Below are 15,641 nucleotides of genomic sequence, written 5' to 3' on the forward strand. Positions count from 1 at the left end.
GGGGACAAGAATGCTCATCACGGACGACTTCCTGCCCGTACCGGTCCCGGAGTCGCTCAGCGCGACCTACCTGGTGCCGATGGCTGGGCTACCGAAGGTCAGCACGAAGACCGCTGTGGCGGCCCTGACCGGCCGGCTGGCCGAGCCGGTGCACGGCCTGGCCCGGCAGATGCTGGACAGCCCTCTGATGAGCGTGGACACTCGCCCGATCACGGAGTTCCCCGAGTTGCCACCGGACCTGCTCACCGCGTTCGGTGCCACCGAGGAGCAACTGGCACGGCTCGCCGCGGCGAGCCACCTGGTGGTGGTGCAGGCCGAGTACCGGCCCGGCTGGCCGCCGGCGCACGAGTGGGCGGCCCGCGCGGTCGCGGCGGCGGTGGCGGAGTCCGTCGACAGCGACGTGGTGGACGTCTTCGGCCTGCAGTTCCTCGACCCGGCCACCGCGCTGCGCTCGCTGCCTGACGAGCAGGGCCGGATCCGGCTGGTGGACTGGGTGCTGGTGCCGTACTCCTCGGACACCGAGGGTCTGTGGTTCACCACGAAGGGGCTGCGCCGCTTCGGCCTGCTGGAGTTGCAGACCCAGGGGGTTCCCGACCACCTCACGCGGGCCTGGGGTGCGGTGATGACCGGGGCGGCGCGCCGCCTGCTGCGGGACTGGACCGACGGGCTCAACGGCGAGGAGGTGCCGGCGTTCGTGCAGTTGCCGGTGCTGGCCACGGTGACCGGGCACGACATCGCGGTGGCGTACGGCAACCCGGACCAGCACGGCGCGACCGCTCCGGTGCTGCTTCGCCTGGAGCTGGACCCGGCGACCGACCCGGAGGCCGACTCGTTCCTCAGCCTGCGTCCGCCGCTCGGGCACCCGGGGCCGGACGGGCGCTACTACGCGGCCGCCTGCGCCACGCTGTTCGCCGGGATCCAGCCGGACGTGCGCTACGCCCGCTCCGGTGACGCGATGAGCCGGGCGGTCGCCACCGCCCGGGCCGCGCTGGGCGACGCCCGGACCCGGTTCGTCGCCAACGAGCTGCCGGCGGAGTCACAGCTGGTGGTCAAGTACGGGCTGCCCGGCGACGACGGCCCGGAGTACGTGTGGGCGGGCGTCACGTCGTGGGAGGCCCCGGAGCGGATCGTCGGGGTCAGCGCCAGCGACGCGGCCACCGACCCCTCGGTGCGGATCGGCGCCCCGGTCGTGGTGGAGGCCACCGAGGTGGTCGACTGGGCGCTGCTGAACGCCACCGGCGTCATCGAGGGCGGCTGGACCCAGGCCGTCCTGGATTCCGGCGAACCCCCCACCCCAACCCCCTGAACCCCACCCCACCCCCCCGACCGGGTTGATCATGAAGTTATTGCCACCCACCTCGGCGTGTCATGGCAGTAACTTCATGATCAACCGGGCTGGGTTGGGGGTGGGGGTGGGGGTGGGGGTGGGGTGACCTGGGGGCGGGTTACTTGACTGAGGGGTTGACGAAGGGCGGTTTGGTTAGGCGGAGGGGGGCTCGGCGGCCTCTGATGTCGATCTCGACCACGTCGTCGTCGGCGAGCTTGGCGTCGGTGTCCACCAAGGCCAGGGCGATGCCCTGCTTCCGGGTCGGGCTGAAGGTGCCGCTGGTGACCGTGCCGACCTGCGCGTCACCCACGTGCAGGGTCATGCCGGGCCGCGGGATGGCCCGGTCGACGGCCACCAGGCCGCGCAGCGTACGCCGGGGGCCGGCGGTCTTCTCGGCGAGCAGGGCGTCGCGGCCCCAGAAGGTCGGCTTGTCCCAGCCCACCGCCCAGCCGGACCGGGCCTGCACCGGGCTGATCTCCAGGGAGAGGTCCTGCCCGTGCAGCGGATAACCCATCTCGGTACGCAGCGTGTCCCGGGCGGCGAGCCCGCAGGCGCGCAGCTCGAAGCGCTCGCCGGCGGCGAAGAGGGCGTCCCAGACCGTCACGGCGTGCTCCGCGGGCACCACCAGCTCATAGCCCAGCTCCCCCGTGTAGCCGGTGCGGCAGACCGTCAGCTCCACCTCGCCGAGACTGGCGGCGGAGAAGCTCATGTAGCCGTGGTCGGTGGGCAGGCCGAGGGCGTCCAGCAGCTCGGCCGAGCGCGGGCCCTGCACGGCCAGCACCGCGTACGCCTCGTGCTCGTCGCTGACGGTGACCCGTTCGGGCGCGGCGGCGCGCAGCCGGCGCACCACCTCGGCGGTGTTGGCCGCGTTCGGGATGAGGAAGACGTGGTCGTCGGCGTACAGGTAGGCGATGATGTCGTCCACCACGCCGCCGGTGGCGTCGTCGCAGCAGAGCGTGTACTGCGCCCGGCCGGGGCCGATCCGGCCCAGGTCGTTGCTGAGGCAGGCGTTGACGAAGTCGGCCGCGCCGGGGCCGCTCACCCGCGCCTTGCCCAGGTGCGACACGTCGAAGACCCCCACCGCGGTACGCACCGCGGTGTGCTCCTTGAGCACACCGCCGCCGGCGTACTCCAGCGGCATCTCCCAGCCCCCGAAGGGGGCGAACTTGGCGCCGGCGGCGCTGTGCCGCTCGTGCAGCGGGGAACGGCGCAGCCGGGTCTCGGCGGCGGCGGAGGTCACGTCGGTCATGGGTGGCAACTTACCGGGGGTAACCCCGCTGGTTAGCATCGGCGGGACCCGTCGGTGTGATCGACGGGACAACCCCGACGTCCGGCGGGTAGGTTCCGCCGGAGACCTTTCCCGCCGGTACGCGACGACGCGGCCGGCCCGGCCCGCCCGGAGTAGCTTCAGTGACATCGCCCCGCACCACCACCCTGAGCCTGGTCGACACCGACCCGGCGGAGCTCGCCGTCGACGCGATCGTGATCGGCGTGCACAGCCAGCCCGGAGAGCAGGGCGCCATCAGCGGCCTCGCCGGCACCCTGCTGCTCGCCAGCGGCGCGGAGAGCATCGCCGTCGCGTTCGACGGCAAGCTGACCGAAACGCTCGCGCTGCTCGGCGCGTCCGGCGGCCCGGGTGAGGTGATCAAGCTGGCCACGCTGGGCACGATCACCGCTCCGGTGGTGGTCGCGGTCGGGCTCGGCCCGGAACCGTCGGGCGCCGCCCCGGCGCCGGAGGCGCTGCGCCGGGCGGCCGGTGCGGCGATCCGGGCCCTGGCGGGCGCGCCCCGGGTGGCGCTGTCCCTGCCGCTGCCCGACGACGCCGACGCCCCGGCCGCGCTGCGCGCGGTAGCCGAGGGTGCGCTGCTCGGCGGGTACCGGTTCGCCGGCTACAAGACCCGGCCGCAGCCGGCCCGGCGGGAGCCGGTGGCCGAGGTGCTGGTGGCGGTGCCGGACGCCGCGGATGCGGGCGCCCAGGCGGAGATCAGCCGGGCGCAGGCGGTGGCCGGTGCGGTCCGGCTCAGCCGGGACTGGGTGAACACCGCCCCGAACGAGCTTCGGCCGCCGTCGTTCGCCGACGCGGTGGCGAACGCCGCCCGGGAGGCGGGGCTCGGCGTCGAGGTGCTGGACGAGGCGGCGCTGGCCGCCGGCGGGTACGGCGGCATCGTCGCGGTCGGGCAGGGCTCGGAGGCTCCGCCGCGGCTGGTGAAGCTGACCTACACGCCGACGGACGGCGGCAACGGCAAGCGGGTCGCGCTGGTCGGCAAGGGCATCACCTTCGACACCGGCGGCATCTCGATCAAGCCGGCGCAGGGCATGTGGGAGATGAAGTCCGACATGGCCGGCGCGGCAGCGGTGGGCGCGGCCATGCTGGCGATCGCCGCGCTCAAGCCGGCGGTGGCGGTCAGCGCCTACCTGCCGATGGCCGAGAACATGCCGTCGGGCACCAGCTACCGGCCGGGCGACGTGATCAGCATGTACAACGGCAAGAAGGTGGAGGTGCTCAACACCGACGCCGAGGGCCGGATGATCCTGGGCGACGCGATCGCGCGGGCCTGTGCCGACGGCACCGACTACCTGTTCGAGACCTCGACCCTGACCGGCGGCCAGGTGATCGCGCTGGGCAAGCGGGTGGCCGGCGTGATGGGCACCCCGGAACTGTGCGAGCGGGTCCGGACGGTCGGCGACTCGGTCGGCGAGCCGGCCTGGCCGATGCCGCTGCCGGACGACGTGCGCAAGGGCATGGACTCCGAGGTGGCGGACATCTCCCAGGTCAACGCCGGGATGGACCGGGCCGGCCACATGCTGCAGGGCGGCGTGTTCCTGCGCGAGTTCGTGACCGACGACGTGGCCTGGGCGCACATCGACATCGCCGGGCCGGGCTACCACTCGGGCGAGCCGACCGGCTACTGGACCAAGGGCGGCACCGGCGTTCCGGTCCGTACCCTCGTGCAGCTGGTCGAGGACGTCGCCGTCCACGGCTGACGATCCGACGACCCAGGGCGCTCCCAATTTTCAGGGGGCGCCCTGGTCGCGTCTCAGTACTGGTCGGGACGGCGCTTGCGGCGCTCGTTGAAGTCGCGCATCCGCTGCGGGTAGCCCATCAGCTTGACGTCGTACACCGGGATGCCCATCCGGTACGCGAAGCGCCGGGCGCCGTCCGGGCCGTCGATACGGCGGCGGGTCCACTCCCCGTCGTCGGCGATCAGGATGACCGTGGTCTCGGTCACCGTCGTCCGCGGTTCGATGAACGCCTCGACGCCGCGCCGGCTCCGGACGAAGTTCTCCAGGTGGTCCAGGTCGCCACGATCGGCGACGCGGTCATGGCTCGGCACACGCGCCTGTTTGCGGCGGCGGAACAACCCCACCAGACCCTCTCCCCCACGTTCCGTCATCGATATCGGTGCCAAGGGTACGTGCCGGCGACGTGTCGTTGGGCACCTCGGTACGCACCCTGTGCCCAGTGGTGACAAGATGACCGAGGTGGGGTGTGTCCGTGTTACACCTCTGTGACCCCCGATGCAGTGACGCGACCTGGGAGTTGGACGTGACCGAGCCGAACGAAGCGACCTTCGACATCGTCATCCTCGGAGGTGGCAGCGGCGGCTACGCGGCGGCGCTGCGCGCCGCCCAGCTGGACCTCTCCGTGGCACTGATCGAGAAGGGCAAGCTGGGGGGCACCTGCCTGCACAACGGTTGCATCCCGACCAAGGCCCTGCTGCACGCGGCCGAGATCGCCGACCAGACCCGCGAGTCGGAGCAGTTCGGCATCAAGGCCGAGCTGGTCGGGATCGACATGGCCGGGGTCAACTCGTACAAGGACGGGGTCATCTCCCGCCTCTACAAGGGCCTGCAGGGCCTGGTGGGCGGCACGAAGAACATCACCCTCGTGGCCGGCGCCGGCAAGCTGGTCGGCAAGAACGTGGTCGAGGTCGACGGCAAGCGCTACACCGGCCGCAACATCGTGCTGGCCTCCGGCTCGTACGCGAAGAGCCTGCCGGGCCTGGAGGTCGACGGTGAGCGGATCATCACGAGCGACCACGCGCTCACCCTGGACCGGGTCCCCTCGTCGGTGATCGTCCTGGGCGGCGGCGTGATCGGCGTCGAGTTCGCCAGCGTGTGGAAGTCCTTCGGCGTGGACGTGACCATCGTCGAGGCGCTGCCCCGCCTGGTCGCCGCCGAGGACGAGGAGTCGTCGAAGGCGTTGGAGCGGGCGTTCCGCAAGCGGAAGATCAACTTCAAGGTCGGCAAGCCGTTCGAGAAGGTGGAGAAGACCGAGAACGGTGTCAAGCTGACCATCTCCGGCGGCGAGACCGTCGAGGCCGAGCTGCTGCTGGTGGCCGTGGGTCGCGGCCCGAACACCGCCAACCTGGGGTACGAGGAGCAGGGCGTCACGATGGACCGCGGCTACGTGCTGACCGACGAGCGGCTGCGCACCAACGTGCCGAACGTCTTCGCGGTCGGCGACATCGTTCCCGGTCTCCAGCTCGCGCACCGTGGCTTCCAGCAGGGCATCTTCGTCGCCGAGGAGATCGCCGGGCAGACCCCGGCCGTGATCGACGAGGTCGGCATCCCGAGGGTCACCTACTCCGACCCGGAGCTGGCGTCGGTCGGCCTCACCGAGGCGAAGGCCAAGGAGCAGTACGGCGCCGACAAGGTGCAGAGCTACAACTACAACCTCGGCGGCAACGGCAAGAGCCAGATCCTCAAGACGACCGGCTTCGTGAAGCTGGTCCGGGTCGCCGACGGCCCGGTGGTCGGCGTGCACATGGTCGGCGCCCGGGTGGGTGAGCTCGTCGGCGAGGCGCAGCTCATCTACAACTGGGAGGCCTACCCGGCCGAGGTCGCCCAGCTCGTGCACGCCCACCCGACCCAGAACGAGGCCCTGGGCGAGGCGCACCTGGCCCTCGCCGGCAAGCCGCTGCACGCGCACGCCTGACACAAGACAACCGCGGCGTCCGGCGACGGGCGAAGATCCCCCAGGGGAATGAAGGAGTCTGGAGAACATGCCGGTATCGGTCACCATGCCCCGGCTCGGCGAGAGCGTCACCGAGGGCACCGTCACTCGCTGGCTCAAGCAGGAGGGCGACACGGTCGAGGTCGACGAGCCCCTGCTCGAGGTCTCGACCGACAAGGTCGACACCGAGATCCCGTCGCCCGCGTCGGGCGTGCTGAGCCGGATCGTGGTCGGCGAGGACGAGACCGCCGAGGTCGGCAGCGAGCTGGCTGTCATCGCCGGTGAGGGCGAGTCGGCCGGTGGGGGCGAGGCCGCCCCGCAGGAGCAGCAGCAGGCCCCGGCGGAGTCGGTCGTGCCGGCCGCCGAGCCGACCGCCGCCGCCGAGGGCACCGCCGACCAGGTGGCTCAGGACGAGGCACCGGCCCAGGACGAGGCGCCCGCCCAGAACCAGGCGCCCGCCGCCTCCGGTTCGGGCGAGGGCACCGCGGTGAAGATGCCGGCCCTGGGCGAGAGCGTCACCGAGGGCACCGTCACCCGCTGGCTCAAGCAGGTCGGCGACACCATCGACGTGGACGAGCCGCTGTTGGAGGTCTCGACCGACAAGGTGGACACCGAGATCCCGTCCCCGGTCGCCGGCACCGTGCTCGAGATCAAGGTCGCCGAGGACGAGACCGCCGCTGTCGGCGCCGACCTGGCGATCATCGGCGTTGCCGGCGGAGCCCCCGCGCAGTCGAAGCCCGAGCCGAAGCCGGAGCCGGAGCCGAAGGCGGCGGCCGCGCCGGCACCCAAGGCCGAGCCGAAGCCGGAGCCGAAGGTCGAGGAGCCCACCCCGGGCGTCTCGTACAACGAGCCGGCCGCGGAGACCGAGCAGGCCGCACAACCGGCGAAGGCCGAGCAGGCCGCACAGCCGTCCGCGCCGACCCCGACGCCGCAGCGCCCGACCGCGCCGGCGCAGGGTGGCGGCGAGGAGGCCGCCGGCTACGTCACGCCGCTGGTACGCAAGCTGGCCAGCGAGCACAGCGTCGACCTGTCCTCGCTGAACGGCACCGGCGTGGGTGGCCGGATCCGCAAGCAGGACGTCCTGGAGGCGGCCGAGAAGGCGAAGGCCGCCAAGGCCGCACCTGCTGCCCAGCCGACCGCCGCTCCTGCCACGGCTCCGTCCAAGCCGGCGGCGAAGCCGCAGCCGAGCGGCAAGCGGGGCAGCACCGAGAAGCTGACCCGGATCCGCACGGCGATCGCGAAGCGGCTGCACGAGTCGCTGCACGAGATGGCGCAGCTGACCACCGTGATCGAGGTGGACGTCACCCGGGTCGCCAAGCTGCGGACCCAGGCGAAGGACTCGTTCCAGCAGCGGCACGGCGTCAAGCTGTCGTTCCTGCCGTTCTTCGCCCTCGCCGCCGTCGAGGCGCTGCAGACGTACCCGATCGTCAACGCCCGGATGGACCTGGCCGGTGGGACGATCACGTACCCGGACGCGGAGCACCTCGGCATCGCCGTGGACACCGAGCGTGGGCTGCTGACGCCGGTCATCCACAACGCCGGTGACCTCAACCTGGGCGGCATCGCCAAGCGGGTCGCCGACCTGGCCGAGCGCACCCGGACCAACAAGATCAGCCCGGACGAGATCGCCGGGGCGACCTTCACGCTGACCAACACGGGCAGCCGGGGCGCGCTCTTCGACACTCCGATCGTGCCGTCGCCGCAGTCGGCGATGCTCGGCACCGGTGCCGTGGTCAAGCGGCCGGTGGTCGTCAACGACCCGGAGCTGGGTGAGGTCGTGGCGGTCCGCTCGATGGTCTACCTGGCCCTGTCCTACGACCACCGGCTGATCGACGGCGCCGACGCGGCCCGTTTCCTGGCTGCGGTCAAGGAGCGGCTGGAGGCCGGCAACTTCGAGTCGGAGTTGGGCCTGGCCTGATCCGGCGAATCCACCGAAGGGGCGCCCCGGTCGTCGACCGGGGCGCCCCTTCGCCGTTCGCGGGGGGCGCGACGCCGACCCGGTGCGAACCGCGCCTCCGCGGCGAGCGCCGACGCCGGCACCGTCCGGGCCGACGTCGAGACCGGTGACGTGCTGGTCAGGCTGATCGGAATCTCCCTGGCCGCCAGCGAGCGCCACCCGGGCCGACCGGCTGCTCGACCAGCTCATGGACGGCCTGCGGCACGGCAGGACTGGCTGGGGCGTTCCGACTCCCGGCCAGACCCGACGCTGCCAGAGTGGGAACGTGGGCGGCAACCGGCGGGGTGAGCGACTGGGTCCGGCTGTCCCCATCGCCCCCGGCGCCCGGGTGGACAAGTTCGAGGTCTTCTTCGACCTGGTCTTCGTTTTCTCGTTCTTCATCATCACCCGGGCCACCGCCGCGAACATCTCCGGCCGGCAGCTGCTGCACGCCGGCCTGGTGCTGGCCGTGCTCTGGTGGATCTGGGTGGTGCACAGCCTGGTCGCCACCCGGATCCGGCTCGGCGAGGGCTACGTGCCGGTGCTCATGGTGATCGCGATGGCCGCCCTGTTCTCGTTCGCGTTGGCGCTGCCGCACGCGTTCAGCGACCCGAAGCGCGGCACCGCCGGCCCCATGCTCGTGGCCGTCAGCTACGTCGTGGTCCGGGGCGTACACGCGTTCCTGTATCAGCATGTGGTGCGGGACAGCCCGCAGGAGCGCCGGCAGCTCCGCCGGTTCGCCCCCGAGCTGGCGGCGAGCATCGTCCTGCTGTTGGCCGCCGCTCTGCTACCGCCGCTGATCGACGATCCGGGCCAGGCGGCACTGGTACGCGACTGCCTGTGGATCGCCGTGGTGTTGTTCCAGTACGCCACCGGCTTCATCGTCGGCACCTGGGGGTGGGGGGTCACCAGCGCCGAACACTGGACCGAACGCTACGACCTCATCCTGATCATCGCGCTGGGCGAGTCGGTGATCTCCGTGGGCGTGGGCGGCAACCTCCTGCTCGGCAAGGAGGTCACCTGGTCGGCGGTGGCTGCCGCCACCCTCGGCATCGTGTTCACCGCCGCCCTGTGGTGGGCGCACTTCGACTTCGTCGGGCCGGCCGCCCGGATCGCCCTGCACGCCGCGGAGGGCGGCCCGCGGGTGGCGATGGCGCGCGACGCGTACGCGTACCTCTACCTGCCGATGATCGCCGGGGTGATCCTCTTCTCCATCGGCAGCGAGGAGATCCTGCACCAGGTCACCAACACGTCCGAGGGAGGCGCCAGACGGATCGAGGGGCCCGCCGTGCCGATGCTCTTCGGCGGGGTGATCTGCTATCTCGCCGTCAACATGCTGTTCCAGCTCCGCACGCTGCACACCATCACCTGGACCCGGATCGGCGTGCTGGTGGTGCTGGCCGCGGCCCTGCCGGTCGGGCAGCAGTTGCCGGCGCTGGGCGCACTCACCCTGGTGACCGCGATCTGCGTCGCGCTGGTGGCCGTCGAGGTGCTGGTGATGTCGGACTCCCGGCACGCGCTACGCGCCGCCGTCTTCGAGGAGCGGACCGTCCACGAGCGCAACGAGGCCGCCTGGCGGGCCCGCTGGCACGACTTCGAGGAACCCGACGACCCCACCACGCCGTGAGGCACTCTCGTGGTCAGTCCGGCTGCTCGTAGAAGCGGATCTTCTCCCGCAGGTGGTCGTACTGGCGCTGGAGCAGGCGCATCTGCTCCTCGACCCGCACGGCGTGGCCCACCAGCAGCGCCCGCCGCTCGTCGGCGGTGTGCTCGCCCTCCCGGGCCAGCTGCGCGTAGCGGCACATCTGGGCGATCGGCATCCCGGTGTCGCGTAGGCAGCGGAACAGCACCAGCCAGCCCAGGTCGTCGTCGGTGAAGACCCGCTGCCCGCCCGTCGTGCGGCCCACGTCGGCGAGCAGGCCGATCTTCTCGTAGTAGCGCAGGGTGTCCAGGCTGAAGCCGCTGCGGCGGGCGGCCTCCGAGGGGGCATACATCCGTGGATGCTACCGCTTGACCTGGAGCGCGCTCCAGGTTGGAGGCTGGTCCGCATGACGACGACACGGACGCTGGGACACAGCGGCATCGAGGTGAGCGCGATCGGAATGGGGTGCTGGGCGATCGGCGGCCCGCTCTGGGGCGAGGGCGGGCAGCCGTTCGGTTGGGGCGAGGTGGACGACGACGAGTCGATCCGCACCATCCACCGCGCACTCGACCTCGGCGTGACCCTGTTCGACACGGCCAGCAACTACGGCGCCGGGCACAGCGAGCGGATCCTCGGCCGGGCCCTGGCCGGCCGGCGGGACGGTGCGGTGATCGCCACCAAGTTCGGCAACGTCAGCGACGAGACCACCCGCCGGGCGCTCGGCACCGACGCCACCCCCGCCTTCGCCGTCCGCAGCCTGGAGGACTCGCTGCGCCGGCTCGGCACCGACCACGTCGACCTCTACCAACTGCACATCAACGCACTGCCGGTGCCCGCCGCACTCGACCTGGTCGGCACCCTCGAGGATCTGGTCGGCCAGGGCAAGATCCGGGGGTACGGCTGGAGCACCGACGACCCGGCCTCGGCGGAGGCCTTCGCGACGGCCGGCCCGCACTGCATCGCCATCCAGCACGACGAGTCGGTGCTGCGGGACAATGCGGCGGTGCTGGCGGTCTGCGACAGTCATGACCTGGCCAGCCTCAACCGGGGGCCGCTGGCGATGGGGCTGCTCACCGGCTCGACCCGGGCGGTCGGCGCGGACGACGTACGCGGACGGGCGCCCGAGTGGCTGGAGTGGTTCACCGACGGCCGGCCGACGCCGCGCTGGGCGGCACGGGTCGAGCAGGTCCGCGCGGCGCTCACCGCCGACGGGCGCACCCTGGCTCAGGGGTCGCTCGGCTGGCTGCTGGCGCGCAGCCCGCGTACCGTGCCGATCCCCGGTCTGCGCACGGTGGCGCAGGCCGAGGAGAACCTCGCCACCCTGACGCTCGGCCCGCTGGGCGACGACGCGTACGCCGAGGTGGAGCGGCTGCTGACGGACCTGCGGCCGACCCACGCGGCCTGACCCCCACCTCCGCGCCGATCCTGCGCTTTCTGCCCGGACAGAACGGACTTAGCTCGGCATAACGGCGACACGCCGTGCAGGATCGGCGAGGAGTGGGGTCGGGCCGCGTCCGTGGGGCAGGTTCTGGGCGAAGATGTGAGCATGCGGATCCTTCTGGCCGGCGCGTCCGGCTTCCTCGGCACCCGGCTGGCCGACCGGTTCTCGGCCGACGGGCACCAGGTCACCCGGCTGGTCCGCCGACCGGCGCGCGACCCGCGGGAGCGGCGGTGGGATCCGTCCGCCGGGCAGCTCGACCCGGCGACGGTCGCCGAGTCGGACGCGGTGGTCAACCTGGCCGGTGCGGGGGTCGGCGACAAGCGGTGGAACGACGACTACCGACGACTGATCCGGTCCAGCCGGGTCGACAGCAGCAGCACCCTGGCGATCGCCGTGGCCGCTCTGCCGGCCGCGGACCGGCCGAAGGTGCTGCTGAACTCCTCGGCGGTGGGTTGGTACGGCAACACCGGCGACCGGGTCGTCGAGGAGGACGCCCCGGCCGGCGAGGGCTTCCTGGCCGACGTCTGCCGGGTCTGGGAGGCCGCGACGCGGCCGGCGGAGGACGCCGGGGTACGCGTGGTGCGGCTGCGCACCGGCCTGCCACTGCACCGCGACGGTGGGCTGCTCAAGCCGCAACTGCTGCCGTTCAAGCTGGGCATCGCCGGCCGACTCGGCAGCGGCCGGCAGTGGCTGCCGTGGATCTCGATGGTCGACTGGCTGGACGCGGTCCGATTCCTGCTCGACCGGGACGACATCGCCGGCCCGGTGAACGTGGTGGGGCCGAACCCGGTGACCAACGCCGAGTTCACCCGGGAACTGGCCCGGCAGCTGCACCGGCCGGCGATCATCCCGATCCCCGCGCTGGCCCTCAAGGTGGCCCTCGGCGGTTTCGCCCACGAGGCGCTCACCAGCACCCGCGTCCACCCCGAAGTCCTCACGAGGGCCGGCTACCACTACCACCACCCCGACCTCCCCTCCGCCCTCCACGCGGCCCTCACCGACTGACCCCGTCGATCATGAAGTTGTTGCCACTCGCCTCGGCGTGTCGCGGCAACAACTTCATGATCAGCAGGGGGTTTGGGGGGTCAGCAGCCGATGACCCAGTAGTTGGGGCCGGTTTGTTTGAGGGCGCTGGTGTTGAAGGTGTTGTAGAGGCCCATCCGCTGGTTGGAGCCGTTCGCGTAGGCGTAGCCACCGGACTGGTACGCCCGGCCGGCGGCTACGTGCGCGTAGTTACTGGCGGTCACGCAGGTCGGCGGCGTGGTCGGCGTCGGGCTGGGGGTGGGGGTGGCCGTCGGCGTGGGAGTCGGATTGGTCCCGCCGCCGTTCAGGCCGAAGAAGAGCGCGTCGCGGTACGTCGAGCAGATGGTGTCCAGGAAGTACGCGGCGGTGTTGCCGCACTGGTCGGCGCCGGAGCCCGGGTCGACCGGGGTGCCGTGACCCATCCCGGAGACCCGGTAGAGCCGGACGTCGTCGTTGCCGTACACCTCGAGGGTGGTGCCGCCGGGCAGCGACGAGGTGCTGGTCGGGGTCTGCGAGACCCCGCGCACGTTGGTCCACTGGTCGCGGGACTCGGTGGCGTTCGCCGGGACCACGGTGCTGTCCGAGGTGCCGTGCCAGATGGCCACCCGGGGCCGCCGGCCGGTGTAGCCGGGGTACGCCGCACGCACCTGGTCACCCCAGGCGGCCGGGGTCTTGTCCACCCCGCTGTACTGGCAGGTGCTGGTCGACGCCGGCGGCGAGCAGCGGTACGGCAGGCCGGCGATGACCGAGCCGGCCGCGAAGACGTCCGGGTACGTGGCGAGCATGACCGCGCTCATCGCTCCGCCAGCGGAGAGTCCGGAGACGAAGACTCGGTTGGCGTCGGTGCCGTAACTGGTCCGGGCGTAGTCGACCATCTGCCTGATCGACAGCGCCTCGCCCTGGCCACGACTGATGTCGCCCTCGGTGAACCAGTTGAAGCAGCTCAGCGACTGGTTCGCCGAGGACTGCTGGGCGACGATCAGGGCGAACTTCCACTGGTCGGCGTACTTCTGCCAGCCGGAGTTGGCGAAGTAGCCGGAGGCGTTCTGGGTGCACCCGTGCAGCAGCACCACCGCAGGGGCGTTGGCCGGCAGGTTGTCCGGTCGGTACGCGTACATGGCGAGGTTGCCGGGGTTGGAGCCGAAGCCGGTGACCTGGGTCAGGCTGGCGGCCTGGGCGGGCGCGGCGAGGGTGACGACGCCGGCGGCGGCGAGGACGAGCCCGGCGACCGCACCGGTCAACCGGGTGAGCAGGGATGAGGAGCGGCGCACGGCGGCCTCCCGGAGGGTGGATTGTGAACTGGGTCACTGTCGAGTTGCCGAGACGTTACGACGATGTGTCGCAGCTATGACATGGGGCACACTCACACATTCACCGTCGTCACAATGTGCGGTTCGGGCCGCAATTCCACAGCGGGTTGTACGTCCGAAGGTTCCGTGTCTGACCGGACGGTCCAGGTCCGGTTGGTAACGTCCGCTGCGTGCCGTCCTCCCCGTCGCTGGCCACCGGGCCCGCACCCGCGTCACCGCCGCTCGCCGCCCGGGACCGCCGGGCCGACCTCGTCGTCGTGGTGGTGGCGCTCGCGCTCGCCGTCTGGGTGACCAGCGGGCTGTGGCGGGACCCGAACCTGCGCACCATCACCGTCAACTCCAGCGACCAGGCGCTCTTCGAGTGGCTACTGGCCTTCGGCGGGCATGCGGTCACCCACGGGGAGAACCCGTTCTTCACGTACCTGATCAACGTCCCGGACGGGGTCAACCTCGCGGTCAACACCTCGATCACGGTGTACGCGGTGGTCTTCGCCCCGCTCACGTACCTGATCGGGCCGCCGGCGACGTTCCTGGTGATCCTCACCCTGAACCTGCTCGCCACCGCGCTGGCCTGGTACTGGCTGCTCTCCCGGCACCTGGTCCGCAGCCGGTTGGCCGCCGGGATCGGCGGTCTGTTCGTCGCCTACTCCCCCGGCATGGTCTCGCACGCCAACGCCCACCTGAACTGGACCGCCGGCTGGCTGGTGCCCCTGCTGATCTGGCGGCTGTTCGCGCTGCGCCGGCCCGGGCACTGGCTCCGGGACGGGGTGATCCTCGGCGTCCTCGTCGCGGTGGCCTTCTCGATCGCCGCCGAGGGCCTGTTCTTCGCGGCGCTCGCGCTCGGCGTGTTCGTCGCCGTCTGGGCGGTGCACCCGGCCTCCCGGGCCGAGGCGCGGGCCGCGCTGCCCACCTTCCTGCGCGGGCTCGGGGTGACCGCGGTGGTGGCCGGCGTGCTGCTGTCGTACCCGCTGTGGCTGCACTTCGCCGGGCCGCAGCGGTTTCACGGCACCGGCTTCGACCCGGTGATCCACTCCGAGGACATCGCCGCGTTCGCCGCGTTCCCGCGCCGCTCGCTGGCCGGTGAGGCCGGACTGGGCACCGCGCTGGCACCGAACCCGACCGAGGAGAACTCCTTCTTCGGGATCCCCCTGCTGGTGCTGTCCGTGGTCTGCTTCGTCGCCGTCTGGCGGCGGGCCGACGCCGGTCGCCGGGCGGTCCTGTGGGCTCTGGGCACCATCGCCGTGATCTTCACGGCGCTCTCCTTCGGTCCGGTGGCGAAGGTCGACGGGCGGCGCACCGACGTGCCGATGCCGTTCGACCTGCTCGGGCAGTTGCCTGTGGTGAACGCCGCGCTGCCCGCCCGACTGGCCCTGGTGGTCGCGCCGGTGATCGGGGTGCTGCTGGCCTACGTCGTCGACCAGCTGCGCACCGCGCCGCCCCGGCACCGCTCCACGGAGCTGGCCTGGGCGCTCGGCTTCGCGGTGGCGCTGGTGCCGCTGCTGCCCACCCCGCTGCTGACCAAGGAGCGGGAACCCATCCCGCGGTTCATCACGGCCGGCACCTGGCGGGACTACGTGTCCCCCGGCGGCACGCTCACCCCGGTGCCGCTGACCGTGGACATCTACCCGGACGGTCAGCGCTGGCAGGCGTACGCGCTGTCGCACCGGCAGGGTGAGTTCTCCATCCCGGGCGGCTTCTTCCTCGGCCCCGGCGGCCCGGACGGACGGGGCCGGATCGGGCCGGTACCGCGCACCCTGAGCGCGCTGATGGACCAGGCCGGCCGGACCGGGCTGGTGCCCATCATCACCGACGGCAGCATCCGGGACGTCCGCTCCGACCTGCGGCACTGGCGGATCGAGACGCTGGTCCTCGCCGATCAGGTGCACGGCGCGAAGTTCGACGTCGACGAGGGCGCGGTCCGCCGTACCGCCACCGCCCTGTTCGGTGAGCCGCAGCGGGTCGACGACGTCTGGATCTGGCGCGTGCCGTCGGCCTGAGCGGCCGC

Annotated in this window: 12 protein-coding genes; 8 read left to right on the forward strand and 4 right to left on the reverse strand. The window is 72.0% G+C overall.

The features are described from left to right. Positions 1–10: 10 nt before the first annotated feature. Positions 11–1,306, forward strand: a complete 1,296-nt coding sequence (locus tag ACLJN9_RS11055; RefSeq protein ID WP_410811076.1) for a DUF2314 domain-containing protein — start codon at positions 11–13, stop codon at positions 1,304–1,306. Between the two features lie 139 nt (positions 1,307–1,445). On the opposite strand, the gene gcvT is transcribed toward ACLJN9_RS11055, so the two are convergent. Next, positions 1,446–2,576, reverse strand: coding sequence for a glycine cleavage system aminomethyltransferase GcvT (gcvT, locus tag ACLJN9_RS11060; RefSeq protein WP_410811077.1), 1,131 nt, complete (start codon positions 2,574–2,576; stop codon positions 1,446–1,448). Between the two features lie 161 nt (positions 2,577–2,737). Here gcvT and ACLJN9_RS11065 point away from each other — a divergent pair, with 161 nt between their 5' ends. Beyond that, positions 2,738–4,312, forward strand: coding sequence for a leucyl aminopeptidase (locus ACLJN9_RS11065; RefSeq protein ID WP_410811078.1), 1,575 nt, complete (start codon positions 2,738–2,740; stop codon positions 4,310–4,312). A gap of 53 nt (positions 4,313–4,365) precedes the next feature. Here ACLJN9_RS11065 and ACLJN9_RS11070 read toward each other — a convergent pair whose 3' ends face one another. Continuing rightward, on the reverse strand, positions 4,366–4,695 hold the full coding sequence (locus ACLJN9_RS11070; RefSeq protein WP_410811444.1) for a hypothetical protein: 330 nt from the start codon (positions 4,693–4,695) through the stop codon (positions 4,366–4,368). A 179-nt stretch (positions 4,696–4,874) separates the two neighbouring features. On the opposite strand from ACLJN9_RS11070, the gene lpdA reads away from it, so the two are divergent. The 3 genes from lpdA (at position 4,875) to ACLJN9_RS11085 (ending at position 9,847) form a co-directional block, all read left to right on the forward strand. After that, positions 4,875–6,266, forward strand: coding sequence for a dihydrolipoyl dehydrogenase (lpdA, locus tag ACLJN9_RS11075; protein WP_410811079.1), 1,392 nt, complete (start codon positions 4,875–4,877; stop codon positions 6,264–6,266). A gap of 67 nt (positions 6,267–6,333) precedes the next feature. Next, positions 6,334–8,202: a 2-oxoglutarate dehydrogenase, E2 component, dihydrolipoamide succinyltransferase gene (gene sucB / locus ACLJN9_RS11080; protein WP_410811080.1), complete on the forward strand. Its 1,869-nt coding sequence runs from the start codon at positions 6,334–6,336 to the stop codon at positions 8,200–8,202. Between the two features lie 304 nt (positions 8,203–8,506). After that, entirely contained in the window at positions 8,507–9,847 is a 1,341-nt protein-coding gene (locus ACLJN9_RS11085) for a low temperature requirement protein A (RefSeq protein WP_410811082.1), read from the forward strand. 13 nt (positions 9,848–9,860) lie between these two features. Here ACLJN9_RS11085 and ACLJN9_RS11090 read toward each other — a convergent pair whose 3' ends face one another. Beyond that, positions 9,861–10,214: a MerR family transcriptional regulator gene (locus ACLJN9_RS11090; protein ID WP_410811084.1), complete on the reverse strand. Its 354-nt coding sequence runs from the start codon at positions 10,212–10,214 to the stop codon at positions 9,861–9,863. A 54-nt stretch (positions 10,215–10,268) separates the two neighbouring features. Between ACLJN9_RS11090 and ACLJN9_RS11095 the strand changes: the two genes are divergently transcribed. Further along, entirely contained in the window at positions 10,269–11,267 is a 999-nt protein-coding gene (locus tag ACLJN9_RS11095; RefSeq protein WP_410811086.1) for an aldo/keto reductase, read from the forward strand. A gap of 141 nt (positions 11,268–11,408) precedes the next feature. Beyond that, complete coding sequence (locus ACLJN9_RS11100) at positions 11,409–12,308, forward strand: TIGR01777 family oxidoreductase (RefSeq protein WP_410811088.1); 900 nt, start codon at positions 11,409–11,411, stop codon at positions 12,306–12,308. Between the two features lie 80 nt (positions 12,309–12,388). Here ACLJN9_RS11100 and ACLJN9_RS11105 read toward each other — a convergent pair whose 3' ends face one another. Beyond that, positions 12,389–13,597 carry an alpha/beta hydrolase family esterase gene (locus ACLJN9_RS11105; RefSeq protein WP_410811089.1) on the reverse strand — a complete coding sequence of 403 codons (1,209 nt, stop codon included), beginning with the start codon at positions 13,595–13,597 and terminating at the stop codon, positions 12,389–12,391. A 209-nt stretch (positions 13,598–13,806) separates the two neighbouring features. On the opposite strand from ACLJN9_RS11105, the gene ACLJN9_RS11110 reads away from it, so the two are divergent. After that, positions 13,807–15,633 (forward strand): DUF2079 domain-containing protein, encoded by a 1,827-nt coding sequence (locus tag ACLJN9_RS11110; protein ID WP_410811091.1) that lies wholly within the window; start codon positions 13,807–13,809, stop codon positions 15,631–15,633. Positions 15,634–15,641 lie beyond the last annotated feature (8 nt).

Source organism: Micromonospora sp. 067-2 (assembly GCF_046549295.1).
Taxonomy (GTDB): Bacteria; Actinomycetota; Actinomycetes; order Mycobacteriales; family Micromonosporaceae; genus Micromonospora.